This is a genomic window from Paraburkholderia sp. J67 (assembly GCF_905220265.1).
Lineage (GTDB): Bacteria > Pseudomonadota > Gammaproteobacteria > Burkholderiales > Burkholderiaceae > Paraburkholderia.
Window position 1 is genome coordinate 1 of record NZ_CAJMZK010000001.1, and the last position, 24,294, is coordinate 24,294.

Genomic DNA, 24,294 nt, shown 5'->3' on the forward strand with positions numbered 1-24,294 from the left:
GCAGAGGCTCATGGCGGAAGTGGGGCGCTGGATGGTTTGGTTCAAGCCCACGGAATGACGTTGAGACACTGACGTCAAAAGCGTTGTTGCTCGGCTCAGGGACATTAGAGCCCGGGCGGCGCGCAGGCGCTATCCGACTACTCGAGCTTCACTATCCATTTTTTGCGGATAGTCTGTTCGCTGAAAATCTCGAGGAAGGCTGCGGGGGACGATAACGTGCGGGGGAAGGGTCGGGACGAGCTGGTTGGGCACCGGCATGGCGCCGGATCGCTGGAACTGCTGTAATTAGATAAGGATGGCGAAGTAAATTGGAGGGGTGATGATTTGTCCGCCAAACCCGGGGCCGACGGGGCCGCTCACGCATGCCCCGCCAAGCCTAACCTAACCTGCTTCGAACGCGGACTCGTTACTCAGACGAGTTCGCGCAGCGCCGCCGGCTCGAAACCGCGCAAGCCGTCCACATCGCCGTCACGCACCTTGGCGACCCAGTGAGAATCGGACAGCAGCGCACGGCCCACCGCGATCAGATCGAACTCATCGCGCTCCATACGTTCGAGCAGGCTATCGAGGCCGACGCTGGTCGAACTCTCGCCACCGAACGCCGCCATGAACTCACCCGAAAGACCAACCGAGCCCACGCTGATGGTCGCCGCGCCAGTCAGCTTTTTAGCCCAGCCCGCGAAATTCAGACCCGACTCGCCATCGACTTCCGGGAATTCCGGCTCCCAGAAGCGCCGCTGCGAACAATGCAGCACATTGGCGCCCGCCGCGACGAGCGGTTTGAGCCATTGGGCCATTTCCTGCGGCGTGTGCGCGAGACGGGCCTTGTAGTCCTGCTGCTTCCACTGGCTCAGGCGGATGACGATCGGGAAATCCGGGCCCACCGCCGCACGCACGGCGGCGACGATCTCAGCGGCAAAGCGCGCGCGCTCGCCGATGCTCGGGCCGCCATAGCGATCGTCACGCCGGTTGCTGCCGGACCAGAAGAACTGGTCGATCAGATAACCGTGCGCACCGTGCAGCTCGATCGTGTCGAAGCCAAGGCGTTTCGCATCGGCCGCGGCCTGGGCGAAGGCCGCGATGGTATCGGCGATATCGGCGTCCGTCATCGCGACGCCGCGCTCCACGCCCGGCGCATCGAAGCCCGACGGACTTTCGACCGGCGCATCGGGCGTCCAGTCGCTGATGAAACTCTTGACCGCGCCCGTGTGCCAGAGTTGCGGGCCCATCTTGCCGCCTGCCGCATGCACCTCGTCGATCACATGCTGCCAGCCCGACAGCGCCTGGTCGCCGTGGAAGAACGGGATGCCCGGATCGTTGCGCGAGGCGGGCCGGTTGACGACCGTGCCTTCGGAGAGGATCAGGCCCACGCCGCCTTCGGCGCGACGGCGGTAGTAAGCGGCGTTGTGCGGGCCGGGAATGCCCTCGGACGTGAACGAACGCGTCATCGGCGCCATGACGATGCGGTTGGGCAAGGTCAGCGAGCCGACGGTGAAAGGCTGGAACAGGATATCGGACGAAAACGACGGCATGGAAAAATGGGCTCCGTGTCGATTGAATCGGGTTGAATCGGAATGAGCAGGGCGAAATCCGTGGGAATTCAGCCGCACCACGAATGGTATATTCCGGATACCAGACGTCAATAACGCACTTTGTTTCGCCCAGGTATCTTTGAGGAAACCATGTACGAATGTCGTGAGCATTTTTCTGTGAATTGTCCCAGCCGGTTGTTGTTTGATCAGATCGCCGACAAGTGGTCGATGATGATCCTGACCGTGCTCGATGGCGGGCCCATGCGCTTTAACGCGATCAAGCGCCATCTGGAAGGTGTCACGCAGAAGGCGCTTACGCAGTGTCTGCGTCGGCTGGAGCGTAATGGGCTGGTGTCGCGCCGGGTGATTCCCGTTTCGCCGGTTGCGGTCGAGTATGAAATCACGCCGCTCGGGCGCTCGTTGCAGGCGCCGTTCAAGGCGCTATACGGATGGACGCTGCGCAATATGGCGGCGGTGGACGCGGCGCGTGCGGAGTTCGATGCGCGGATGGAAAGCGCGGGGTAGAGCAGCGGTTTCAGTTTTGTTGCGGGCGTTGGGGTGCGTTGTGTAAAGCTATCTTCGCGCTCCAAAGGCCGAGTTCGCCTCGCATATCTCGGATAATTGTCAGGAATGCTGATGAGTTGAGCGTGCGATCGTCAGATTCAAGCCAAGTGCATGGACGACTTTCATGATCGTCGCGAATTCGGCATTGCCGCTTTCGGATAGCGCACGATACAGCGCCTCACGCTCGACGACAGAGTCGCGCGCCAGCGCCGTCATGCCTCGGGCTTTAGCAACGTTTCCCAGTGCGGCCTGAATCAGGCGAGGGGCGCCTTCCTCAAAGGCTGCTGCCAGATTGTGGCGGATCGTTCCCTCGTTTTCGAGGTATGCACATTCGAAAGACAAATCCTTGCGCACGGGTGTATTGTTAACGTATCATTTTGATACGTTACAAATTCGCCCGTAAGGTCAATTCCCATGCACTCCCGCTTCGACCGTTTCCGCGCCACCGCACTAGCCAGCCAGCTAGAAGCCCTGATCGACGCGCCACAGCGCTATGCCGAATACGCCGTACTCTCGCGCGTCGGCGTCGCCGCAGTTGCCGCCATCGTCGACGAAATCGCCCTCAAGTTCCCCGAAATCGAGCAGGACGCCACGGCGCGGCAATTTTGCGGCGCGATGGTGGCGGAGGTGATGCGCCGCCACGGCCACGAAGTCGTGCAGGCGCGCGGGCGCGTGAGCGGCGCGCTCTTCAGCTACGGCGCGGTGTTCAGCGCGCAGCCGGTGAGCCTGCCGTTCGCGGGCGTGATCGACGCGCTCGCCGCGCTGCCCGAGCGGTTCGCGGCGCTCGTCGCCCGCGTGCCGCAGGCGCTCTGGGCACATCGGCCACAGGGTACGGGCTTTTCGCTGCTGGAGCACGCCTGCCACTTGCGCGATCTCGATACGATTTTTGCCGCGCGTTTCGACGTCGTGCGCAAGTCGGATCTGCCACTGATCGAATCCGTGAACGGCACGACGATCGCCGAGGAGCGCAACTATATGGCGCAGGATCTAGCGGCGGCGCGTGACGAATTCACGGCCAACCGGCAACGTCTGTGCGCGTCGCTCAAACGGCTGACGCCGGAACAATTGGCGCGCTGCGGTCTGCGCGACGGCGTTCGTCGCATGACGCTGGAGGAGTTGGTGCGCGAACTGCTCGATCACGACAAGACACACTTACTCGAACTCGAAGAGCTCGAACACGAGTTGTTGGAGAGCGTGAAGGGGCCTGAGAGCGCCCCCGTCGCGCAGGCATAAAAAAGCCGCTTGAAAAGCGGCCAAATGCCAACGCAAACGCATACGCAAACGAAAGCCCCTCAGCGCCGGGCCGCTTCCGTTTCCAGATAAAGCTCGCGCAGCGCCTGCCCGAACACGCTGTCCACTTCGCGCAGCACGCCCGCGCGCGTGAAGAGCGCGATGGGCGGCAGCGTCCAGTCGAAGGTGTACGGCACGATCGCCACGCCCGCGATATGCACGAGTTCCTCGGCGATATCGGCGGGCACGATGGAGACGGCGTTCTCATTCGCAGCAATCATTTCGCCGATCAGCCGCGAGGTATAGCTCTCCATGATGGGCACGGGCGGGGCCACGCCCGCGTGCAGGAAGAGATCGGAAATCTGCTCGCGGATCGGCGTATTGGGTGCGCCCAGAATCCAGTCGAGTTCCGCGAGCTTTTGCCAGTTCGCCTTGCTGCGTCCGAGCCGGGCCGCGAGCCGCCGGCTGGCGATCAGCCTCGGCGTCTGCTGATGCAGCACCTCGAAGCGCAATTGCGTGACATCGACGGTAGCCGACGCGCGCCCGATCACCAGATCCAGCGAGTGGTCGCGCAGTTGCGGCAGCAGCGCGTCGCTGGTGCCTTCGTGGATCGTCATGGTCACGCGCTGCGGCAGGCGCGACTGCGCGAGGCGGATGGCCGCGGCCAGCGTGCGCCCCGAGATGAACGGAATCACGCCCATATGCAGGCGCGTGGCGTGGCCGGCGACCACGGCTTCGATATCGCGCGCGAGGTGGTCGAGGTCGTGCAGCATGGCCTGGGCGCGCGCGAGCACCACGTTGCCCAGCGGCGTGGGCGTCATGCCGCGCGACGAACGCTCGAACAGCGGCGCGCCGAACATGCTCTCCATTTCGGCGAGCGCATTGGTCACGGCGGGCTGGCTCGTGGCCATATGCTCGGCCACGCGCGTGAGGGAGCCGTGCTGGCGGATCTGCAGCAGCAGCACCAGGTGACGCATCTTGAGGCGCGAGTTGAGGCGCCGGGTGACTTCTTCAATACTGAACGACACGATCCGCTGATCCGGAAGACTGACTGGACGATGTGTCCCTCAACGCGCCGGGGCGCTATTGGGGGAGGCATCATGAAAAAATAATGGCCCCATACTAAATCAAAATAGGGAGCTTATGACGGCTCTCTAGAATCGCCTCATTCGAACATGACCGCCGCGCCGCCCGTGCGCGGGGCCCATCATCAGAGTGAGCACATGAACCAGACCGATCGCCAGGCCGCCCTCGAGTATCACGAATTCCCCACCCCGGGCAAGATCTCGGTGACGGCGAGCAAGCCGCTCGTCACCCAGCGCGACCTCGCGCTCGCCTACACGCCGGGCGTGGCCGTGGCCTGCGAGGAGATCGTCAGCGATCCGCAGAACTCGTTCCGCTACACGAGCCGCGGCAATCTGGTGGGCGTGATCACGAACGGCACGGCGGTGCTGGGTCTGGGCAACATCGGCGCGCTGGCCTCCAAGCCGGTGATGGAAGGTAAGGCGGTCCTGTTCAAGAAATTCGCGGGCATCGACGTGTTCGACATCGAAGTCACGGAGAGCGACCCGGACAAGCTCGTCGATATCATCGCGAGCCTCGAAGCTACCTTCGGCGGCATCAATCTGGAAGACATCAAGGCCCCGGACTGCTTCACGGTCGAGCGCAAGCTGCGCGAGCGCATGAAGATTCCCGTCTTCCACGATGACCAGCACGGCACGGCCATCACGGTGTCGGCGGCGTTCCTTAATGGTCTGAAGGTCGTGGGCAAGGACATTTCCGAGGTCAAGGTCGTGACGTCGGGCGCGGGCGCAGCGGCGCTGGCCTGTCTGGACCTGATGGTCGATCTGGGCCTGCCGCTCAAGAACATCTGGGTCACGGACCTCGACGGCGTGGTCTTCCAGGGCCGCACGACGCTGATGGACCCGGACAAGGAGCGCTTCGCGCAGGATACGTCCGCGCGCTCGCTGTCCGAAGTGATCGAAGACGCGGACGTGTTCCTCGGCCTGTCGGCCGGCGGCGTGCTCAAGGCCGAGATGGTCAAGAAGATGGCCGCGAAGCCGCTGATTCTGGCGCTCGCGAACCCGACGCCGGAAATCTTCCCGGAAGTCGCGCTCGAAGCGCGCCCGGATGCGGTGCTGGCCACGGGCCGCTCGGACTTCCCGAACCAGGTCAACAACGTTCTGTGCTTCCCGTACATTTTCCGCGGCGCACTCGATGTGGGCGCAACGACCATCACGCGCCGCATGGAAATTGCGGCCGTGCACGCCATCGCGAAGCTCGCGGAAGAAGAACTCAATGATTCGGTCGCGGCCGCTTACGGCGCGTACGATCTGCGCTTCGGCCCGAAGTACCTGATTCCGAAGCCGTTCGATTCGCGTCTGATCGTGCGTATCGCTCCGGCTGTGGCGAAGGCCGCGATGGAAGACGGCGTGGCGACGCGTCCGATCGACGACTTCGCCGCCTACACGAACGAGTTGCAACAGTTCGTCTATCACTCGGGCGCGTTCATGAAGCCGATCTTCGCGGCCGCCAAGCAGTTCGTGCGTGACGGTGCGAAGTCGCGCATCGTGTTCGCGGAAGGCGAGGAAGAGCGCGTGCTGCGCGCCGTGCAGGTGATCGTCGACGAAAAGCTGGCACGCCCGATCCTGATCGGTCGCCCGGAAGTGCTGCTGGCGCGCATCGAGAAGTTCGGCCTGCGTCTGAAGCTGGGCGAAGACGTCGAAGTCACCAATCCTGAGTACGACGAACGGTTCCATCAATACTGGACCACGTACTGGGATCTGCGTTGCCGCGATGGCATCTCGAAGGAAATGGCGCGCGTGGAAATGCGCCGCCGCCTGACGCTGATCGGCGCGATGATGGTGCGCCTGGGCGACGCCGACGGCATGGTCTGCGGCACGGTGGGCGCGTACCACGACCACCTGCGTTTCGTCGATGAAGCGATCGGCATGCAGCGCAACGCCAAGACCTATGCAGCGATGAACATCCTGCTGCTGGACAAGCGCACGGTCGCGATCGTCGATACGCACATCAACGACAACCCGAACGCCGAGCAGATTGCCGAATTCACGCTGGCGGCGGCACGCCAGATGGAATGGCTCAACCTGCAACCGAAGGTGGCGCTGCTCTCGCGCTCGAACTTCGGCTCGGGCAGCTCGGCCTCGGGCACGAAGATGCGCGAAGTGCTCAAGCTCGTCACCGAAAAGGCGCCGGATCTGGAAATCGACGGCGAAATGCACGGCGACTGCGCGCTCGACGAAGGCCTGCGCCAGCGCATCCTGCCGCATTCGCGTCTGCAAGGCTCGGCGAACCTGCTGGTTTGCCCGAACGTGGACTCGGGCAACATCGCCTACAACCTGCTCAAGACGGGCGCGGGCAGCAACGTGGCGGTCGGTCCGTTCCTGCTGGGCGTGAATGCGCCGGTGAACATTCTCACCTCCAGCTCGACGGTGCGACGCATCATCAATATGGCGGCGCTGACGGTGCTGCAAGCGAATCGCGATTGAGTGTGATGACGACGTCTCGCGTGCAAGACGCGAGCGCGTGATGAAGTGATGAAGTCAAGAAAGGCGGCGACCTGAAAAGGCGCCGCCTTTTTTCTTTTGCGCCTGGCCAGCGAATACCCACCCCGCATCCCGATCCACTTTTGCTATCGCCCCATGCGTCAATCGGATTGTCCGGCTATCGCGGCATGCCTATATTGGTGAGCAATGCTCAAGTCCAATATCAGGAGACACCGCATGAAGCTGGTCCGATGGGGCAGTAAGGGTAGGGAAAAGCCTGGCGTGCTCGATGGCGAAGGCCGTGTGCGCGACCTCTCGGGCGTGCTGCCCGATCTCGCGGGCGATGCGCTTTCGGCTGCATCGTTCGACCGGCTCGGCGTGCTCGACCTCGCGCAACTGCCGCTCGTGCCGGCTGGTACGCGGCTCGGGCCTTGCGTCGGTAATGTCGGCAAGATCGTCTGCGTGGGCCTGAACTACTCGGACCATGCGGCCGAATCCAATATGCCGGTGCCCGCCGAACCCGTGCTGTTCTTCAAGGCCACCAGTTCCCTCAGCGGTCCCCACGACGATGTGCTGATCCCGACCGGCGCGCAAAAGGTCGATTGGGAAGTGGAACTGGGCGTGGTGATCGGCAAGGAAGCGCGCTACGTGTCGCGCGAACGTGCGCTCGATTACGTGGCCGGTTACTGCATCGTCAACGATGTGTCCGAACGCGCCTGGCAGATCGAGCGCGGCGGTCAGTGGGACAAGGGCAAGAGCGCCGACACCTTCGCGCCGCTCGGTCCCTGGCTCGTCACGCGCGACGAGATCGCCGATCCCCAGACACTCGACATGTGGCTCGAAGTCGACGGCAAGCGCTATCAGCAGGGCAACACGCGCACGATGATCTTCGACGTCGCCACCTGTGTCTCCTACATCAGCCAGTTCATGAGCCTGCAACCCGGCGACGTGATCTCGACGGGCACGCCGCCCGGCGTCGGCATGGGGCAAAAGCCGCAGCCGGTCTATCTGCGGGCGGGGCAGACCATGCGTCTTGGCGTAACGGGACTCGGTGAACAACAGCAGCGCGCCGTCGCTTCGACGGTCGACGCATGAGGGGGCGGGCACCATGAACCAACTGGATCTGAAGAATCGCGTGATGGTGGTGACGGGCGGCGCGCGCGGCCTGGGTTATGCCATCGCGCAGCGTGCGCTGCGTTCGGGCGCGGCGGTCGCGCTGTGGGACATCGACAGCGAACGGCTCGAACGCTCGCGCGCCGAATTGTCGGAGTTGGGCAGCGTCTCGGCCGTGAAGGTCGAGCTGACCGATGAAGCCTCCGTCGAAGCCGCCGCGCAGCAGACGGTGCAGACGCATGGCGCGATCCATGCGCTCGTCAATAGCGCGGGCATCACGGGCGGCAATGGCCTCACATGGGAGTTGCCTGTGGAGGTCTGGCGCCGCGTGATCGAGGTGAACCTGATCGGCAGCTATCTGACCTGCCGCGCGGTCGTGCCGCACATGATCGCGCAGGGTTATGGGCGCATCGTCAATATTGCGTCGGTGGCGGGCAAGGAAGGCAATCCCAATGCTTCGCACTACAGTGCATCGAAGGCGGGGTTGATCGGCCTGACGAAGTCGCTCGGCAAGGAACTGGCGACGAAGAACGTGCTTGTGAATGCCGTGACGCCCGCTGCGGCCAAGACCGAAATCTTCGATTCGATGTCGCAACAGCACATCGACTATATGCTCGCGAAGATCCCGATGAACCGCTTCCTGATGCCCGATGAAGCAGCTTCGATGATCGTCTGGCTGTGCTCCGAGGATTGCGCCTTCAGCACGGGCGCGGTGTTCGATCTTTCGGGCGGTCGCGCGACGTACTGAAGCGGATCGATGCCATGCGCCCAACGAGGCGCATGGCGAAATAAAAAAGGCGGCTGGACCGCCTGCATTGGGATCGACAGGAGACATCGATGCCGAACGAAGCCTCACAGACGGCACACTCGACTCAGGCCCTGCAACGTGCGGGCCGCAAGACCATGCAGCGTTTGCTGCCCTTCCTGCTGTTGATGTACGTGATGGCGTTTCTCGATCGCGCGAATATTGGCTTTGCGCAGAAGGCGCTGCAACACGATACGGGGCTTTCTGACGCGGCCTTTGCCTTTGGCGCGGGCGTTTTCTTCGTGGGCTACGCCGTATTCGAGGTGCCGAGCAATCTGCTGCTGCATCGCGTGGGCGCGCGTATCTGGATGTGCCGCATCATGGTGACGTGGGGGCTGATTTCGGCGGCGATGGCCTGGGTGCAGTCTCCCGTGTCGTTCTACACGCTGCGCTTTCTGCTTGGCGTGGCGGAGGCCGGCTTCTTTCCCGGCATCATCTATTACCTCACCCAGTGGTTTCCCCAGTCGGCACGCGCCCGCGCGATAGGCGTGTTTTACTTCGGCGCGCCGTTGGCGTTCATCTTCGGCGGACCATTATCTGGACTGCTGATCGATATGCATGGCGTGGCCGGGCTGGCGGGCTGGAAGTGGTTGTTTCTCGTCGAAGGCGGGCTGGCGTCGCTGGTCGGCATCTGGGCATTCTGGTATCTGACCGACCGGCCTGACGACGCGCACTGGCTCGATACCGATGAGCGCCGCGCCCTGGCGACGGCGCTACGAGTCGATGCGGGCGAGGCCGCAGCGCATGGCCCGCGCGACGCGTTCGCGGCACTGGTCGATCGGCGTGTACTGGTCTATGCGGCGATCTACGCGCTGATCCAGATGAGCGTCTATGGCGTGATTTTCTTTCTGCCGCAGCAGGTGGCTTCGCTGGCCGGCACGGCAGTGGGACTGAAAGTTGGGCTGCTCGCCGCCGTGCCCTGGTTGTGCGCGATCGCGCTGACGTGGTTCGTACCGCGCCGCGCCGATCGCAAGGGCAGTCATCGCGCCTGGACGATCCGGCTCCTCGTGCTTTCGGGTCTGGGTATCGCAGTCTCAGGTCTGGCGGGCGATCTGGGTGCGCCGCTCGTGGCCATGTTCGGGCTGTGCTGCGCGGCCAGCGGTTTCATCGCGGCGCAGCCGCTTTTCTGGACCTTTCCGGCGCGCCATCTCGCGGGCGCGGCGTCGGCGAGCGGCATCGCGCTGATCAACTCACTGGGCGGTCTTGGCGGCTTTATCGCGCCGCTGCTGCGCGCCGCCGCCGATCGGCATTTCGGCTCGCATGCGGCGGGCCTCGAATTACTGGGGTTCGCCAGCCTCGCCGCGGCGGCGCTCGTTTTCATCGTCGTGCCGCGCAGCGGCGCGCGTCGTCCGTCCGCCTTCGAACAGCACGCCGATGGCGCGCGCTGAATAACGCACCGTCTAAATCGCGTCGAGCACACTCACTTTCAGGAGCAAGCATTCATGGCCATGCCTACCATCAAACACGTGCGCGCCTTCACCGTGCGCGGCGGCGGCGCGGACTATCACGATCAGCCCGACGGGCACTGGATCGACGATCATATCTCGACGCCGATGGCGCGTTATCCCGAGTATCGCCAGAGTCGCCGCTCGTTCGGTATCGACGTGCTGGGCACGCTCGTCGTCGAAGTGGAGGCGAGCGACGGCACGGTCGGTTTCGCGGTCACGACGGGCGGCGAGATTGGCGCGTTCATCGTCGAAAAGCATCTCGCGCGTTTTCTCGAAGGACAGCGCGTGACGGATCTGGAAAAGATCTGGGATCAGATGTACTACGCCACGCTCTATTACGGCCGCAAGGGCGTGGTGCTCAATACCATCTCGGGCGTCGATCTCGCGCTGTGGGACCTGCTGGGCAAACTGCGCGAGGAGCCGGTCTATCAACTGCTGGGCGGCCCCGTGCGCGACGAACTGGTGTTCTACGCCACCGGCGCGCGACCCGATCTCGCCAAGGAGATGGGTTTTATCGGCGGCAAATTGCCCTTGCTGCACGGTCCCGCCGAAGGTGAGGAGGGCCTCAGAAAGAACATCGAGTTGCTCGCCACCATGCGCGAGCGCGTGGGCGACGACTTCTGGCTCATGTACGACTGCTGGATGAGCCTGGACGTGCGTTACGCCACGCGTCTGGCCGAAGCCGCGAACGAGTACGGCCTCAAGTGGATCGAAGAATGCCTGCCGCCCGACGACTATTGGGGCTATGCCGAACTGCGCCGCAACGTGCCGCGCGGCATGATGGTGTCGACGGGCGAGCACGAGGCCACGCGCTGGGGCTTTCGCATGCTGCTGGAAATGGGCTGCTGCGATCTGATCCAGCCGGACGTGAACTGGTGCGGCGGCATGACGGAGCTCATCAAGATTTCCGCGCTCGCGGACGCGCACAACACGCTGGTCGTGCCGCACGGTTCCTCGGTGTACAGCTATCACTTCGTGGTCACGCGCCATAACTCGCCGTTCGCGGAGTTCCTGATGATGGCGCCCAAGGCCGATGAAGTCGTGCCGATGTTCACGCCGCTGCTGCTCGACGAACCGGTGCCCGTGAAAGGCCGCATGAAGGTGCCGGACACGCCGGGCTTTGGCGTGCGTCTGAACCCGGACTGCAAGCTCGCGCGTCCCTATACACACTAAAGCGCATCGACATCGCTCAGGAGGAAGCATCGTGCTGCTCAAGGATAAGGTGGTGATCGTCACCGGCGGATCGCGCGGCATTGGGCGCGCCATTGCGGTCGCGTGCGCGCGCGAAGGCGCGAACGTCGCGATCAACTACTGGGGCGATAACGACGCGTCGTATGGCCGACGCTCGGCCATTGGCGAAGTGCTCGACGAGATCGAGAGGCTAGGGCGTCGCGCGATCGCCGTGGAAGGCAACGTAGCCGCGCCGCAGACGGGCGTCGATCTGGTGCGGCAGACCGTCGAGCAATTCGGCCGCGTCGACGTACTGGCGAGCAATGCAGGCATCTGTCCGTTCCATTCGTTTCTGGACATGCCGCCAGCGGTGCTCGAACGCACCATCGGCGTGAATCTGAACGGCGCGTTCTACGTCACGCAGGCGGTGGCGCGGCAGATGAAGGAGCAGGGCACGGGCGGCGCGATCGTCGCGACCAGTTCGATCAGCGCGCTGGTGGGCGGCGGCATGCAGACGCACTACACGCCCACCAAGGCGGGCGTGCATTCGCTGATGCAGTCGTGTGCGATCGCGCTCGGGCCTTACGGCATCCGCTGCAATTCGGTGATGCCGGGCACCATCGCCACCGACCTCAACGCCGAAGATCTCGCCGACGAAGAGAAGCGCGCGTACTTCGAGAAGCGCATTCCGCTCGGGCGGCTGGGCGCACCGGAAGACGTGGCCGATTGCGTGGTGTTTCTGGCGTCCGACCGCGCGCGTTATGTGACGGGCGCGGCCTTGCTGGTGGACGGCGGCCTGTTCGTCAACCTGCAATGAATCACTAAGGACTCACGAATGAGCGGTCAGCCTCACGTCGCGCACGACATCGTCGGGCTTGAAGGGCTGCGAAAAGCGGCGCAGCAGGCCGACGAAATGCTCGGCGGGTTCGGCGAGCGCTTCGCCCTTGCGCGTGAGCACGCCGAAGCCCGGCAGGCTCTTGCCGATCTCGAGCGGCAGCACCGTGAGCAGCTTGCCACGCACGTGATCGCGCACGACCGACTCCGGCAGCATAGCGACGGCGTCGAAACTTTCGAGCAGTTGCAGGGTGGCGAAGATGGAGGCCGATTCCGTGAGGTTCATCGGCGTGGCGAGTCCTGCGCGTGCCAGTTCGCCTTCGAAGAGTTCGCGCGCGGGGCTTGCGATGGGCTGCGCGACCCACGGCCAGTCCATCAGCTCGGCGAGCGTGACTTGCTCGCGGCGCGCGAGCGGATGACGCACACGCACCACCAGCACCAGCGTTTCGCGTGCGAGCGGTTCGAAACTGAAATCGTTGTGCTGCAAGGGCGTGGTGAGGCGACCGAGTGCGAGATCGACTTCGCGGCGATGCAGCAACTGCACGACCTGATCGCTGGTCTCGCCGAGGATGCGCACATGCAGCAGCGGACGTTCGGTCTTGAGCGTGGCCACCGCTTGCGCCAGCAGATCGGGCGCAGCGCCCATGATGGCGCCCACGGTGAGCTGGCCGTGACCGCCGCGCCGCTTCACGTCGAGATCTTCGGCAAAGCGCGTGAGGTCGGACAGCGCGCGGCGCGCGTAAGCCAGCGTGACCACGCCTAGCGCCGTAGGCTGCATGCCGCGCGCGTTGCGCTCGAAGAGACGGAAGCCAAAGGCTTCTTCGATGTCGCTGAGCATGCGGCTTGCGCTGGGCTGGGCGACGTTGATGGCGTCGGCGGCCTGATGGACGTTGCGGGCGTCGTCGAGCGCGACGAGCAGGGCGAGATGCTTGAACTTGAGACGATTGACGAGCGAAACGACAGCGGTCTGATGGTTCATGAGTCCTGCGATCCGGTTTATGTATCGCCCGATCCCAACAACGGATTGGTTGGCTATCGATGCGGGAATTATAGTCGTTCGAATCGCTGCAAAACCATGTGAATACGTACGCGCACGCCAGGGCAAACGCCAGGCTCAAGCGCCATAAAACGCAGCAACCAGGCTGGACGGAGACACGATCATGGAAACAGTTGCGTTTCGCATGCAGCTCGATCCCGGCAAGCGGGACGAATACGAGCGGCGTCATCGCGAAATCTGGCCGGAGCTGGCTAGCGCGCTGCACGAAGCAGGCGTGAGCGATTACTGGATCTTTCTCGACGAAAGCACGCATGCGCTCTTCGCGGTGCTCAAGCGGCGCGACGATCACACGATGGACCGCCTGCCCGAAACCGCCGTGATGCGCAAATGGTGGGATTACATGGCCGACATCATGGCGACCGGCGAGGGCAACGTGCCCATGACAAAGCCGCTCGTGCCCGTGTTTCATCTTCCCTGATTCGTTCCGAGGAGCACACCATGCAGGTGGTCGATCCGCACGTCCATTTCTGGGATCTCGATACGCATCACTATCCCTGGCTCGCCAATCCAGGCACGTCCTTCGTGGGCGATGCACGCGATCTCAAGCATAACTATCTGCCTGACGATCTGTTGCGCGAAGCGGGCGATATCGAGGTACTCAAGGTCGTGCACGTAGAAGCGAACCACGATCCGGTCGATCCGGTGGAGGAAACGCGCTGGCTCGAATCGATCGCCGATGCGGGCAAGGGTCTTCCCAACGCCATCGTCGCGGCTGCTGATCTGAGCGCGCAGAACGCACCGGAGATTCTCGCGGCGCACGCAGCTTTTGGGCGTACGCGCGGCATCCGGCAAATTCTCAACGTGCACGCGAATCCGCTCTACGACTACGTGAGCCGCCATTACATGCGCGACGCAACGTGGCGCAAGCATTTCGCGCTGCTCGAACAGCATGGACTGTCGTTCGATCTGCAACTCTATCCAGCGCAGATGGAAGAGGCCGCGGCGCTTGCGCGTGCGCATCCCGGCGTGGCGCTCATCGTGAATCATGCGGGCATGTTCGTCGATCGCAACAGCGTGCAAGGCTGGCGTGCCTGGCGCGACGGCTTGCGTGTGCTCGCTGCCTGCCCGAACGTGTCGGTGAAGATCAGTGGTCTGGCGATGTTCGACCACGCATGGACAGTGGAGAGTCTGCGTCCTTATGTGCTCGAGGCGATCGACGCATTCGGCGTGTCGCGCGCCATGTTCGCTTCGAATTTTCCGGTGGATCGGCAGTTTGGCGGCTACGCGCAGTTGTGGCACGCATATGCCGCCATCGTGAGCGGCGCGAGCGAGAGCGAACACGCTGCGCTGTTTCGTGGTAATGCCGAGCGCATCTATCGTATCTAGCGATCCAGCGCCTGCGCGGGAAGATTGCGGGCGCAACGAACAAGGAGACACGCGTGGAATCGAAAGCAATGGCCGGGAGCGTGCCGCGTCTCGAGCTGCGGCGGGCCAGCAAGTCGTTCGGGCGCGTGCGCGCGCTGGTGGACGGCACGCTCGTGCTCAGACCCGGCGAGGTGCATGCGCTGCTCGGCGAAAATGGAGCGGGCAAGTCGACGCTCGTGAAAATTCTCGCGGGCGTGCATCGTCCCGATGGCGGCGAATTGCTGATCGACGGCGTCGAGCAACAGTTCGCCGCGCCCGCGCAGGCACGCGATGCGGGCATTGCGGTGATCTATCAGGAGCCGACGTTGTTCTTCGATCTTTCGATCGCCGAGAACATCTTCATGGGACGTCAACCCGTAGACCGGCTCGGCCGTATCGACTACGACACGATGCATCGTGAAGTGGCGGCGCTGCTCGCTTCGCTTGGCGTCGATCTCAAGGCCGAACGGCTGGTGCGCGGTCTTTCCATCGCCGACCAGCAAGTGATCGAGATCGCGAAGGCTTTGTCGCTCAATGCCAACGTGCTCGTCATGGACGAACCCACCGCAGCGCTCTCGCTGCCCGAAGTCGAGCGGCTCTTCACGATCGCGCGCAAGTTGCGCGATAGCGGTGTGGCGGTCCTCTTCATCACGCACCGGCTCGAAGAAGTGTTCGCGCTCACGCAGCACGTGACCATCATGCGCGATGGCGCCAAGGTGTTCGATGCGCCCACGGCCACGCTCACGACTCAGGAGATCGTCGCGCGCATGGTGGGGCGCGACCTCGCTACCTTCTATCCGAAGGCCGACGTGAAGCCCGGCGAGGTGATGCTGCGTGTGCGCGGCCTCACGCGGCGCGGCGTGTTCAAGGACATCGCCTTCGACGTGCGCGCGGGCGAGATCGTGGCGCTGGCGGGCCTCGTTGGCGCGGGGCGCAGCGAGGTAGCGCGGGCGATCTTCGGCATCGATCCGTGCGATGCGGGCCAGGTGCAGGTGGCGGGCAAGGCGCTCGCGATGGGGCAGCCCGCGCGGGCGGTGAAGGCGGGGCTCGCACTCGTGCCGGAAGACCGGCGTCAGCAAGGGCTCGCGCTCGAATTGAGCATCGCGCGAAATGCGTCGCTCACGGTGCTGGGCCGTCTCGTGCGCTTCGGCCTGATTTCCGCTGGGCGTGAAGTGCAGCTTGCGGGGCAGTGGGGCACGCGCCTGCGCCTGAAGGCGAGCGATCTGAACGCACCGGTCGGCACGCTCTCGGGCGGCAACCAGCAGAAAGTGGTGCTCGGCAAATGGCTCGCGACGGGGCCGAAGGTGCTGATCATCGACGAACCCACGCGCGGGATCGACGTGGGCGCGAAAGCCGAAGTCTACGGCGCGCTTGCCGAACTCGTGCGCGAGGGCATGGCGGTGCTGATGATATCGAGCGAACTGCCCGAAGTGCTGGGCATGGCCGATCGTGTGCTGGTGATGCACGAAGGCCGCATTACCGCCGATATCGCGCGCGCCGACGCCAACGAGGAGCGCATCATGAGCGCCGCGCTCGGTCAGGCCAACATTCATCTGGGGCACGCAGCATGATGGGTCATTCCACTTCACCTCCTTCGTTGCACGGCGGCGAACCGCACGTGCAGCGGCGCAGCGCGGGTGCGTTCGTGCAGACGCTGGCGAAAAGCCGCGAGACCACGCTGTTCGTGGTGCTGCTGCTGATCGTGGGCGGCACGGCGCTGGCGCGTCCGCAGTTCCTCAATCTTCAGAATCTGCGCGACGTGCTGCTCAATGTCTCGATCGTTAGCTTGCTCACGGCGGGCATGACGATCGTGATCCTGATGCGGCACATCGACCTTTCGATTGGCTCGACGGTCGGTATCAGCGCGTACGCGGTGGGCAGTCTGTATGTGGCGTTTCCGCAAATGCCGGTGATCGTGGCACTGGTGGCAGGGCTTGCGATCGGTATGGTCGCCGGGTCGATCAATGCGCTGCTCGTGGCGGTGGGACGCGTGCCCTCGCTGGTCGCTACGTTGTCGACGCTCTATATCTTTCGGGGTGCAGATTATGCGTGGGTCCACGGCGGGCAGATCAATGCCACGAGTCTGCCCGATGCGTTCTCGCGGCTCGCCACTGGCGTGGTGCTGGGCGTCCCGGTGCTGGCGCTGATCGCGATCGTGCTGCTGGCCGCGCTTTCGGTCTATCTCAAGCAGTTCAGGCCGGGCCGCGAGTACTACGCTATCGGCTCGAACCCCGAGGCCGCGCGGCTGGCGGGCATCAACGTCGAGCGCCGCGTGGCCGTGGGCTTCGTCATCAGCGGCGCTATCGCGGGACTGGCGGGCGCCTTGTGGCTCGCGCGTTTCGGGACCGTCGATGCGAGTACCGCGAAGGGCATCGAGCTTCAGGTCGTGGCCGCCGCCGTGGTGGGCAGCGTGGCGATTACGGGTGGCGTGGGCACGATACTCGGCGCGACGCTCGGCGCGCTGGTACTGGGCGTCATCAGCATCGCGCTGGTGGTGTTGCACGTTTCGCCGTTCTGGGAGCAGGCCATTCAAGGCGCGTTGATCGTCGCGGCCATTACCGCCGACACGCTGCTGGCCCGCTCTGTCGCCAAACGCATGATGAGGAAACGCGATCATGGCTAAACCCGATTCCGCCTTGCTCACGCGCCGCGCCGGTCTGCCGCTCACCTGGGAGACCTTGCTCGTGGTGATTCTCGTGCTCTCGCTCGTGGTGGGGCGCGTGCTGTCCAACGTCTTTCTCACGGGCGCGAACCTGAGCAATGTGCTCGCCGACCTCACCGAAGTCGCGCTGATGGCGTTGCCGATGACGCTCATCATCGTCGCCGCCGAGATCGATCTGTCGGTGGCCTCGGTCCTAGGTGCGTCGAGCGCGCTGCTGGGCGTGCTCTGGCACATGGGCGTGCCGATGCCGCTTGCAATGGCGCTGGTGCTGGTGGCAGGCAGTCTCGCGGGCCTCTTCAACGGCCTCGTGATCGTCAAGCTCAATCTGCCGTCGCTGGCGGTCACCATCGGCACGCTCGCGCTGTTTCGCGGTCTCGCGTACGTGCTGCTCGGCGACCAGGCGATTGCCGATTTTCCACCGGCCTATACGTTGTTCGGCATGAGCAATCTCGGCAGTACGTTTATTCCGCTGCCGTTCCTGATCGTTGCCGCCTGCGCCGTGGTGTTCACGCTGCTGTTGCAGGCCACGGCGTTCGGACGCAGCCTCTTTGCGATCGGCGCGAACAGCACGGCCGCATCGTTCTCGGGCATCGACGTCGCCAGGGTCAAGCTGCGTCTGTTCGTGCTCTCGGGCGTGATGAGCGCGCTTGCCGGCATCGTCTATACGCTGCGCTTCACGAGCGCACGTGGCGATAACGGCGAAGGCTTCGAGCTTTCCGTCATCGCGGCGGTGCTGTTCGGTGGTGTGAGCATTTTCGGCGGACGTGGCTCGATGTATGGCGTGCTGCTCTCGCTGCTGATCGTGGGCGTGCTCAAGAATGCGCTCACGCTCGCGGACGTATCGAGCGAAACGCTCACCATCGTGACGGGCGCGTTGCTGCTCGCCTCGGTGCTCATTCCTAATCTTGCGGCGCGCTGGCGCACGCTGCGCGACCGGCGCGCGCTCGCGCGCACTGCAACTTGAAACGCAGGGAAGCCACACGCAATCAAAAAGCAGGCTGCAAAGAAGCAAGAAAGCGGTAAAAAAGCCGTCAATCGGCCCGGTGCGCATGCCGGGCCTCCTATCGAGGAGACACATTCATGATGAAGCCAGTCCGTCACGCGTGCACGGCGCTGCTGTGCGCCATGCTGTTGGGCGCGGGCCTGTCCGCGCAGGCCGCCGGTATCAAGGAGGGCCTGAAGATCGCCTTCGTGCCGAAGCAGATCAACAACCCCTACGAAGTGATCGCCGACAACGGCGGCATGGACGCCATCAAGGAATTCAAGGGCGACGGCAAGGTGGTCGGGCCATCCGATGCGGGCGCGTCCTCGCAGGTCTCGTACATCAACACGCTCACCACGCAGCATCAGGATGCCATCGTGATCGCGGCCAACGACGCGAACGCGCTCGTGCCCTATCTGAAGCGTGCGATGGCGCAGGGCATCAAGGTCGTGACTTTCGACTCGGATACGGCACCCGATGGCCGCCAGATTTTCGTGAATCAGGCTAACGCGGAAAGCATTGGGCGCGGCCAGATTCAACTCGTGGCCAAGCTGATGAACAACGAAGGCGAGTTCGCGATTCTTTCCGCCACGCCCAACGCGACCAATCAGAACACCTGGATCAAGTGGATGCAGGAGGAACTGAAGAAGCCCGAGTACGCGAAGATGAAGCTCGTGAAGATCGCCTATGGCAACGACGACGACCAGAAGTCTTTCGTCGAAACGCAAGGTCTGCTGCAGGCGTATCCGAACCTGAAGGCCATCGTTGCGCCGACATCGGTAGGCATTGCGGCGGCGGCGCGCTATATCTCGTCGTCGTCGAGCAAGGGCAAGGTGGCCGTGACGGGCCTGGGCACGCCGAACCAGATGCGCGCATTCGTGAAGAACGGCACGGTCAAGGCGTTCCAGTTGTGGGATCCGGGTGCATTGGGCTATCTCGCCGCGTACGCCGCAGCGAATCTCGCGTCGGGCACCATCAGCGGCAAGGAGGGCGAATCGTTCGACGCCGGCAAGCTGGGCAAGCGCACCATCGGCAAGAGCGGCGAGGTGATTCTCGGGCCGCCCACGACGTTCGATGCTTCGAACATCGACAACTTCAACTTCTAGTCTGTCTGGACGATCACGAAATCGTTTTCATTTGGTATGCAGAATAATCACGGCCCGGTTAATCCGGGCCGTTTTTTTGGGGGCTCTTAATCCGCGGGTCTTTCTATTTATTGCGCTTTATGACAAGTGCTTTCGTCTGATTAAATCGCTCGATAAAAACAGTCTTTTCTTGCCCTTCAGTTTTGCGCGCATATGCCGATAGCATGGCGAGGCCATAGCCTCGCGGGCCTGCTATCTGGCTCCCACCGCTTGTTCCCACGCTGATTCCGCGTATAACCCCCCGCGCACTTCGCGCCGATACCGCGCAAGCCAACCGCAAGGAAATGACGATGAAGTTGACCCTGAAGATTCCGCTCGCCTTCGCGGCGGCGCTCCTGCTGATGTTCGCGGGCGCGTTCTACGGAATCTATTCGTTGAACCAGTCACTGAACGTCTATGGCACCACGGTGCAAAACAGCGTGGCCAACGAGCGTGCCGTGATGGCCACGCTGCTTGCCTTCAAGGTGCAGGTGCAGGAGTGGAAGGACACGCTGTTGCGCGGCAAGGATCCGGCCATGCTGGACAAGCACTGGTCCGCATTCGAGACGCGCGAACGCGAAGTGGATGCGCTCGCGCAGCAACTCAAGTCGAGCCTGCCCGATGGCGAGAGCCGCGATCTGATCGATCGCTTCGCCACGGCGCATACGACGATGGGGCAGGGTTATCGCGCCGGGCTCGCGGCCTTCAAGGCGGCGGGCTTCGAGCCGTCGGCGGGCGATCAGGCGGTGGCGGGCGTCGATCGCGCGCCGGCCGCGCTGCTCGACGAAGCCGCACACAAGATCGCCGCGCAAAGTGCTGCGGTGTCGGCGCAAGCGGCGGATGAAGCGCATCGTGCGACGCTGCTGAGCGCGCTGCTGATGATCGTGGCGCTCGGCGTTTCGATGACGGGTGCCTGGTTTTTCAGCCGCACGGTGACGAAGCCGCTCGCGCGTGCGCTCGCATGCACCCAGGCGGTGGCGCAGGGCGATCTCGCTTATGAGGTGCGTGCCGAAGCCGGTGGCCGCGACGAAACCGCCATGCTGCTCGACGCACTCAAAAGCATGCAGTCGAGCCTGTCGGGTGTCGTGAGCCAGGTGCGCATCCATGCGCAAGGCGTGGCGTCGGCGAGCGGCGAAATCGCGGCGGGCAATCTCGGGCTGTCGGCGCGCACGGAAGATCAGGCCGCCTCGCTCGAAGAGACTGCGGCCAGCATGGAGGAACTCACGGCCACGGTGCGCCAGAATGCGCACAACGCGAAACAGGCCGCACAACTGGCGGGCGATGCGGCGGGCACGGCGGTGCGCGGCAAGGACCTGATGGCCGAAGTGGTCGCCATGATGCGTGGCATCGCGTCCAGCTCCGGTGAGATCGTCGACATCATCGCCGTGATCGACAGCATTGCGTTCCAGACCAATATTCTCGCGCTCAACGCGGCGGTCGAGGCCGCGCGCGCGGGTGAGGAAGGGCGCGGCTTCGCGGTCGTGGCCTCGGAAGTGCGCACGCTCGCGCAGCGCAGCGGCGCGGCGGCGAAGGAGATCAAGGCGCTGATCGAGGCGTCGGCGCAGCGTATCGATACGGGCTCCGCGCTCGTGAACGATGCGGGCAACGTGATCGGCGAAATGGTGGACGCGGTGCAGCGCGTGACGGTAATCGTCGACGAAATCTCCACCGCCTCGCAGGAGCAGAGCACCGGCATCGAGCAGGTGAATGTGGCCGTCACGCAGATGGACGAGGTGACGCAGCACAATGCGGCGCTCGTCGAGGAAGCGTCGGCCGCGGCGCATGCGCTTGCGGAGCAGGCCAATGAGTTGCGCGAAGCCGTGGGCGTGTTCAGGCTCGCCTGATTCGAGGATCGGCGCAGAAAGCGCTGCGTAAAAACAAAAACGGCACGGATATCAACCGTGCCGTTTTTGCTTCAGCGCGAGCGTTCAGCAACGCTTGCCGCTTAATCCCAGTGATGACGCTTGCCGTGGTGGTGACGTCCGCGGCTGCCGCGCGAGTAGTCGTCGGCGTAGGAGTTCGAGCGCGAGATATTGCCGCCCAGCGCCGAACCTGCGCCGCCGCCCAGAGCCGCGCCGACCAGGCCGCCGGTACGGCCGCCCATCGCATTGCCTGCCGCGGCACCCGCGCCGCCGCCCAGCGCGCCGCCCACGATGGCGCCCGTACGCTCACGACGGTTCGACGTGACCGCGCCACCGGCGCCGCCACCCACCGCACCCCCAATCACGGCACCCGTGCTGCCGCCCACCGCGCCACCCAGCGCCGCGCCGGCCACACCGCCGAGCGCGCCGCCCAGCGCGTTGTTCATGTCGCCGGCCATGGCGGGCAACGAAACCGCGGCGGCCAGCGCCGCAATCGCAACCATCGGGAGGAATTTCTTCGACATGGAGACGCCCATTCATTTTTAAGATGGCGCTGAGTATAACGGGCGATCTGAAAGGCTTCTGTAACGGAGGAAAGCGCTCTGGGTAAGAGGTGTAACAAAATGATCCCAAACCTTCGGCATCTTGCGAGAGCGCATTGCGGAGATTGCAAAAATCCCGTCAATCAGGGTTCATCTGCCCCTATTGCGTACTCGACCCCCCCTGTTTCCTACATCTTCCAGGACGATTCCTACGTGTGCTAACCTGTATATATATACAGTACCCAGCGTAGCGAATGGACCGGAAAGCAGGACGCAATCATGGGACGGAATCATCGTCATTTCCCGCCGCTCACGGCGGCAGAGCTTGCCGACATCTACGACCAGCATCCGTTGCCCGTCGTCCTGCGGCTGCTCTGGGAGATACACCGGCTGCGCTCGACGATCCGGCGCGCAAACCAGGTGCGCCAGATGATCGGCACGCGCGTGGGCTCCGCCAACACGCCGGCGGGCATCTGGGAGCGCTTCGAGCAGGATCTGGATGCCGAACCGTGTCTGAGCGATCCGCTGACGCCGCGTCAGAAAGGGCTGCTACACGACGGTGAACCGGAAGGGCGCCTGCGGCGGCGACGGCGTAATGGGGACTAATCGAATCGGGGTGGCGTAGCTGACAAGATAGGGAAACGCGTGAAGGAAGCCGTAGGGTTCATAGAAATTTGGTTGTAAGTGGCCCTTGTTAGAGTCGTCGCAGGCGTCGTGCCTTTCATGGCAGTTAAAACAAGAGCGACCAACTCATGCAGACAGCCTGCGCGTTCCGGCCCTTCAAGTTTTTCGCGTTGCTTCTGACGCCTCTTTTCGCGCTGCTTCTTGCCGCCCCCGCCTGGGCGTTCCAGACGCGCATCGTCTCGATCCCGAGCGCCGCCATGCACCGCTCGTTCGACGCGACCGTGGTGCTGCCCGACGACTACGCGCGCGGCAGCGGCACGGCGCGCTATCCGGTGATCTACGTGCTGCACGGCTCGGGCGGCAACTATGCCGACTGGACCTCGAACACGCAGATCGGCAAGCTTGCTGACCGTTATCACGTGATGCTCGTGATGCCCGACGGCGGCCACGAGAGCTGGTACATCGACAGCCCGTTCGACACGGCGAGCCGCTACGAAACCTATGTGGGCACCGAGGTCGTGTCGTACGTCGACACGCATTTCCGCACGCTCGCCACGCGCCAGACGCGTGCGATCACGGGGCTGAGCATGGGCGGCTTCGGCGCGCTGCGCATCGCGCTCGATCATCCCGAGGCGTTTGGCGCGGCGGGCAGCATCAGCGGCGCCGTCGATCCGCGCAATTGCGAGGACGAGCCCGGGATCGACCGGGTGTTCGGCAATCCTGCTCATCATGCCGACTTCTGGACCCGTAACGCGATCGTCGAAGGCGCGGATAGCTTCGAGCATGCGCATATCGCGCTGACGATCGATTGCGGCGTAAGCGACTTCTTTGTTCAGTCGAATCGGGCGTTGCACGAAAAGCTCATCGCGCTGGGCGTGCCGCACGACTACGCGGAACGCCCCGGCGGCCATACGTGGTCGTACTGGTCGAATGCGATCCGCTATCAGGTGCTGTTTTTCGCGACCTCGTTCCAGCACAACGGCTGGCATGCGCCGATGCATCAGGCGTGATCTTCAGTCACGTTTCGTATGACTGAATAACGGTGTTCTGAATGTCGATCCGGCCCGCGCAATGCGGGCCGTTTGCTATCCATCTTTCCCTTCTCTTTCTTCTCTTCCGGGTCGCCACTTGCGTGGCACATCGCTTGCGCTGGCGATGGCATTCGCGCGGCGCCGATGTTGATCCATCCGTGTTCATCCAACCCAGGCATCGCGCTTGCTCAAGGACTGAAACGAGGATGCCGACATGAATATCCACTATCGCAACGAGCCACCGCAGTTCGACGGTGCGAATTTGCAGATGCACTTCGTCGCCGAGGTGGACGGTCAGTTGCTCGACTGCTCGATTACCGCCGAGGCGCTCGAAGATCATTTCGGCTCGCCATCGGCGTTAGAAGCGCCATTGCGCGAGGCATTCGCACGCGGACAGGCACGTATTCGTGCAGCCTGCACGCGCGCCATCGAGCAGACGGGCGGCGGGGTGGTGCTGCGTAGCGGCTGGTTCCGGGCACCGCTTCTTGACGATACGACGCACTGAGTACCGAGGCTGCGCAATCGTGTGGGATTTTGCTTGGCGCAGGAGCGGGGGCGGCTGAAGGCGCGCTGTCTGGCGTGATCCTCGCCATCGAGCTCTCGCTCCTCTTTTTACATGCCGCGTGCACGCGGCGCCTGAATTTAACCCGGAGTCAACCGGAGACTGGAGGACGTCATGCTTCAATACGCTGTCATTTTCTTCATCATCGCGATCATCGCCGCAGTGTTCGGTTTCGGTGGTATCGCGGCGGGCGCGGCTTCGATTGCCAAGATCCTGTTCTTCATCTTTCTCGTGGTATTTCTCGTCACCTTGCTCATGGGTGTCGTGCGTCGCGGCTAAAGCGGACGACCCCGGCGGACGTT

At 63.7% G+C, this 24,294-nt stretch carries 24 protein-coding genes; 19 read left to right on the top strand and 5 right to left on the bottom strand.

The window, feature by feature from the left end; translation table 11 throughout:
- Positions 1-410: 410 nt before the first annotated feature.
- Entirely contained in the window at positions 411-1,532 is a 1,122-nt protein-coding gene (locus tag U5782_RS00005; RefSeq protein WP_322041818.1) for an NADH:flavin oxidoreductase, read from the bottom strand.
- Between the two features lie 198 nt (positions 1,533-1,730).
- Here U5782_RS00005 and U5782_RS00010 point away from each other — a divergent pair, with 198 nt between their 5' ends.
- Positions 1,731-2,057 (top strand): helix-turn-helix domain-containing protein, encoded by a 327-nt coding sequence (locus tag U5782_RS00010; RefSeq protein WP_322041819.1) that lies wholly within the window; start codon positions 1,731-1,733, stop codon positions 2,055-2,057.
- Between the two features lie 99 nt (positions 2,058-2,156).
- Here the strand turns inward: U5782_RS00010 and U5782_RS00015 are convergent, their stop codons facing one another.
- Positions 2,157-2,450, bottom strand: a complete 294-nt coding sequence (locus U5782_RS00015; protein ID WP_322041820.1) for an addiction module antidote protein — start codon at positions 2,448-2,450, stop codon at positions 2,157-2,159.
- A 60-nt stretch (positions 2,451-2,510) separates the two neighbouring features.
- On the opposite strand from U5782_RS00015, the gene U5782_RS00020 reads away from it, so the two are divergent.
- Positions 2,511-3,329, top strand: coding sequence for a DinB family protein (locus U5782_RS00020; RefSeq protein WP_322041821.1), 819 nt, complete (start codon positions 2,511-2,513; stop codon positions 3,327-3,329).
- A 59-nt stretch (positions 3,330-3,388) separates the two neighbouring features.
- Here U5782_RS00020 and U5782_RS00025 read toward each other — a convergent pair whose 3' ends face one another.
- Positions 3,389-4,354: a LysR family transcriptional regulator gene (locus U5782_RS00025; protein ID WP_322041822.1), complete on the bottom strand. Its 966-nt coding sequence runs from the start codon at positions 4,352-4,354 to the stop codon at positions 3,389-3,391.
- A gap of 195 nt (positions 4,355-4,549) precedes the next feature.
- On the opposite strand from U5782_RS00025, the gene U5782_RS00030 reads away from it, so the two are divergent.
- The 6 genes from U5782_RS00030 to U5782_RS00055 all read left to right on the top strand — a co-directional run bounded on the left by U5782_RS00030 (position 4,550) and on the right by U5782_RS00055 (position 12,185).
- Entirely contained in the window at positions 4,550-6,835 is a 2,286-nt protein-coding gene (locus U5782_RS00030) for an NADP-dependent malic enzyme (RefSeq protein WP_322041823.1), read from the top strand.
- 234 nt (positions 6,836-7,069) lie between these two features.
- Positions 7,070-7,927, top strand: coding sequence for a fumarylacetoacetate hydrolase family protein (locus U5782_RS00035; RefSeq protein WP_322041824.1), 858 nt, complete (start codon positions 7,070-7,072; stop codon positions 7,925-7,927).
- 13 nt (positions 7,928-7,940) lie between these two features.
- Positions 7,941-8,693 (top strand): SDR family NAD(P)-dependent oxidoreductase, encoded by a 753-nt coding sequence (locus U5782_RS00040; RefSeq protein ID WP_322041825.1) that lies wholly within the window; start codon positions 7,941-7,943, stop codon positions 8,691-8,693.
- 89 nt (positions 8,694-8,782) lie between these two features.
- Positions 8,783-10,138 carry an MFS transporter gene (locus tag U5782_RS00045; protein WP_415914214.1) on the top strand — a complete coding sequence of 452 codons (1,356 nt, stop codon included), beginning with the start codon at positions 8,783-8,785 and terminating at the stop codon, positions 10,136-10,138.
- A gap of 54 nt (positions 10,139-10,192) precedes the next feature.
- Positions 10,193-11,371 carry an L-rhamnonate dehydratase gene (gene rhmD, locus U5782_RS00050; RefSeq protein WP_322041826.1) on the top strand — a complete coding sequence of 393 codons (1,179 nt, stop codon included), beginning with the start codon at positions 10,193-10,195 and terminating at the stop codon, positions 11,369-11,371.
- Positions 11,372-11,402: 31 nt separating this feature from the next.
- Complete coding sequence (locus tag U5782_RS00055; RefSeq protein WP_322041827.1) at positions 11,403-12,185, top strand: SDR family NAD(P)-dependent oxidoreductase; 783 nt, start codon at positions 11,403-11,405, stop codon at positions 12,183-12,185.
- Positions 12,186-12,197: 12 nt separating this feature from the next.
- Here U5782_RS00055 and U5782_RS00060 read toward each other — a convergent pair whose 3' ends face one another.
- The gene (locus U5782_RS00060) at positions 12,198-13,181 is read right to left on the bottom strand and encodes a LysR family transcriptional regulator (RefSeq protein ID WP_322041828.1); all 984 of its coding nucleotides are present in this window, start codon (positions 13,179-13,181) and stop codon (positions 12,198-12,200) included.
- A gap of 181 nt (positions 13,182-13,362) precedes the next feature.
- Between U5782_RS00060 and rhaM the strand changes: the two genes are divergently transcribed.
- From rhaM to U5782_RS00095, 7 genes are all read left to right on the top strand, one after another.
- On the top strand, positions 13,363-13,677 hold the full coding sequence (rhaM, locus tag U5782_RS00065) for an L-rhamnose mutarotase (protein WP_322041829.1): 315 nt from the start codon (positions 13,363-13,365) through the stop codon (positions 13,675-13,677).
- Between the two features lie 20 nt (positions 13,678-13,697).
- The gene (locus U5782_RS00070) at positions 13,698-14,585 is read left to right on the top strand and encodes an amidohydrolase family protein (protein WP_322041830.1); all 888 of its coding nucleotides are present in this window, start codon (positions 13,698-13,700) and stop codon (positions 14,583-14,585) included.
- A 68-nt stretch (positions 14,586-14,653) separates the two neighbouring features.
- Positions 14,654-16,174, top strand: coding sequence for a sugar ABC transporter ATP-binding protein (locus tag U5782_RS00075; RefSeq protein ID WP_322042500.1), 1,521 nt, complete (start codon positions 14,654-14,656; stop codon positions 16,172-16,174).
- Entirely contained in the window at positions 16,171-17,226 is a 1,056-nt protein-coding gene (locus tag U5782_RS00080; protein WP_415914215.1) for an ABC transporter permease, read from the top strand. Before U5782_RS00075 ends, U5782_RS00080 begins: the two co-directional genes overlap by 4 nt.
- The gene (locus U5782_RS00085) at positions 17,219-18,229 is read left to right on the top strand and encodes an ABC transporter permease (protein ID WP_322041831.1); all 1,011 of its coding nucleotides are present in this window, start codon (positions 17,219-17,221) and stop codon (positions 18,227-18,229) included. Before U5782_RS00080 ends, U5782_RS00085 begins: the two co-directional genes overlap by 8 nt.
- A gap of 116 nt (positions 18,230-18,345) precedes the next feature.
- Positions 18,346-19,353, top strand: a complete 1,008-nt coding sequence (gene rhaS, locus U5782_RS00090; protein ID WP_322041832.1) for a rhamnose ABC transporter substrate-binding protein — start codon at positions 18,346-18,348, stop codon at positions 19,351-19,353.
- 329 nt (positions 19,354-19,682) lie between these two features.
- Positions 19,683-21,215 carry a methyl-accepting chemotaxis protein gene (locus tag U5782_RS00095; RefSeq protein WP_322041833.1) on the top strand — a complete coding sequence of 511 codons (1,533 nt, stop codon included), beginning with the start codon at positions 19,683-19,685 and terminating at the stop codon, positions 21,213-21,215.
- Positions 21,216-21,316: 101 nt separating this feature from the next.
- On the opposite strand, the gene U5782_RS00100 is transcribed toward U5782_RS00095, so the two are convergent.
- Positions 21,317-21,757: a hypothetical protein gene (locus tag U5782_RS00100; RefSeq protein WP_322041834.1), complete on the bottom strand. Its 441-nt coding sequence runs from the start codon at positions 21,755-21,757 to the stop codon at positions 21,317-21,319.
- A gap of 297 nt (positions 21,758-22,054) precedes the next feature.
- Between U5782_RS00100 and U5782_RS00105 the strand changes: the two genes are divergently transcribed.
- The 4 genes from U5782_RS00105 (at position 22,055) to U5782_RS00120 (ending at position 24,271) form a co-directional block, all read left to right on the top strand.
- Positions 22,055-22,381 carry a hypothetical protein gene (locus tag U5782_RS00105; protein WP_322041835.1) on the top strand — a complete coding sequence of 109 codons (327 nt, stop codon included), beginning with the start codon at positions 22,055-22,057 and terminating at the stop codon, positions 22,379-22,381.
- Positions 22,382-22,527: 146 nt separating this feature from the next.
- Positions 22,528-23,409, top strand: a complete 882-nt coding sequence (locus U5782_RS00110) for an alpha/beta hydrolase family protein (protein WP_322041836.1) — start codon at positions 22,528-22,530, stop codon at positions 23,407-23,409.
- 235 nt (positions 23,410-23,644) lie between these two features.
- Positions 23,645-23,935: a DUF1488 domain-containing protein gene (locus U5782_RS00115; RefSeq protein WP_322041837.1), complete on the top strand. Its 291-nt coding sequence runs from the start codon at positions 23,645-23,647 to the stop codon at positions 23,933-23,935.
- 171 nt (positions 23,936-24,106) lie between these two features.
- Positions 24,107-24,271: a DUF1328 family protein gene (locus U5782_RS00120; RefSeq protein WP_322041838.1), complete on the top strand. Its 165-nt coding sequence runs from the start codon at positions 24,107-24,109 to the stop codon at positions 24,269-24,271.
- Positions 24,272-24,294 lie beyond the last annotated feature (23 nt).

Coding starts and splice junctions, on each gene's coding strand:
- U5782_RS00005 (WP_322041818.1), bottom strand. CDS start 1,532: ATGCCGTCGTTTTCGTCCGATATCCTGTTCCAGCCTTTCACCGTCGGC.
- U5782_RS00020 (WP_322041821.1), top strand. CDS start 2,511: ATGCACTCCCGCTTCGACCGTTTCCGCGCCACCGCACTAGCCAGCCAG.
- U5782_RS00030 (WP_322041823.1), top strand. CDS start 4,550: ATGAACCAGACCGATCGCCAGGCCGCCCTCGAGTATCACGAATTCCCC.
- U5782_RS00035 (WP_322041824.1), top strand. CDS start 7,070: ATGAAGCTGGTCCGATGGGGCAGTAAGGGTAGGGAAAAGCCTGGCGTG.
- U5782_RS00040 (WP_322041825.1), top strand. CDS start 7,941: ATGAACCAACTGGATCTGAAGAATCGCGTGATGGTGGTGACGGGCGGC.
- U5782_RS00045 (WP_415914214.1), top strand. CDS start 8,783: ATGCCGAACGAAGCCTCACAGACGGCACACTCGACTCAGGCCCTGCAA.
- rhmD (WP_322041826.1), top strand. CDS start 10,193: ATGGCCATGCCTACCATCAAACACGTGCGCGCCTTCACCGTGCGCGGC.
- U5782_RS00060 (WP_322041828.1), bottom strand. CDS start 13,181: ATGAACCATCAGACCGCTGTCGTTTCGCTCGTCAATCGTCTCAAGTTC.
- rhaM (WP_322041829.1), top strand. CDS start 13,363: ATGGAAACAGTTGCGTTTCGCATGCAGCTCGATCCCGGCAAGCGGGAC.
- U5782_RS00070 (WP_322041830.1), top strand. CDS start 13,698: ATGCAGGTGGTCGATCCGCACGTCCATTTCTGGGATCTCGATACGCAT.
- U5782_RS00075 (WP_322042500.1), top strand. CDS start 14,654: ATGGCCGGGAGCGTGCCGCGTCTCGAGCTGCGGCGGGCCAGCAAGTCG.
- U5782_RS00080 (WP_415914215.1), top strand. CDS start 16,171: ATGATGGGTCATTCCACTTCACCTCCTTCGTTGCACGGCGGCGAACCG.
- U5782_RS00085 (WP_322041831.1), top strand. CDS start 17,219: ATGGCTAAACCCGATTCCGCCTTGCTCACGCGCCGCGCCGGTCTGCCG.
- rhaS (WP_322041832.1), top strand. CDS start 18,346: ATGATGAAGCCAGTCCGTCACGCGTGCACGGCGCTGCTGTGCGCCATG.
- U5782_RS00095 (WP_322041833.1), top strand. CDS start 19,683: ATGAAGTTGACCCTGAAGATTCCGCTCGCCTTCGCGGCGGCGCTCCTG.
- U5782_RS00100 (WP_322041834.1), bottom strand. CDS start 21,757: ATGTCGAAGAAATTCCTCCCGATGGTTGCGATTGCGGCGCTGGCCGCC.
- U5782_RS00105 (WP_322041835.1), top strand. CDS start 22,055: ATGGGACGGAATCATCGTCATTTCCCGCCGCTCACGGCGGCAGAGCTT.
- U5782_RS00110 (WP_322041836.1), top strand. CDS start 22,528: ATGCAGACAGCCTGCGCGTTCCGGCCCTTCAAGTTTTTCGCGTTGCTT.
- U5782_RS00115 (WP_322041837.1), top strand. CDS start 23,645: ATGAATATCCACTATCGCAACGAGCCACCGCAGTTCGACGGTGCGAAT.
- U5782_RS00120 (WP_322041838.1), top strand. CDS start 24,107: ATGCTTCAATACGCTGTCATTTTCTTCATCATCGCGATCATCGCCGCA.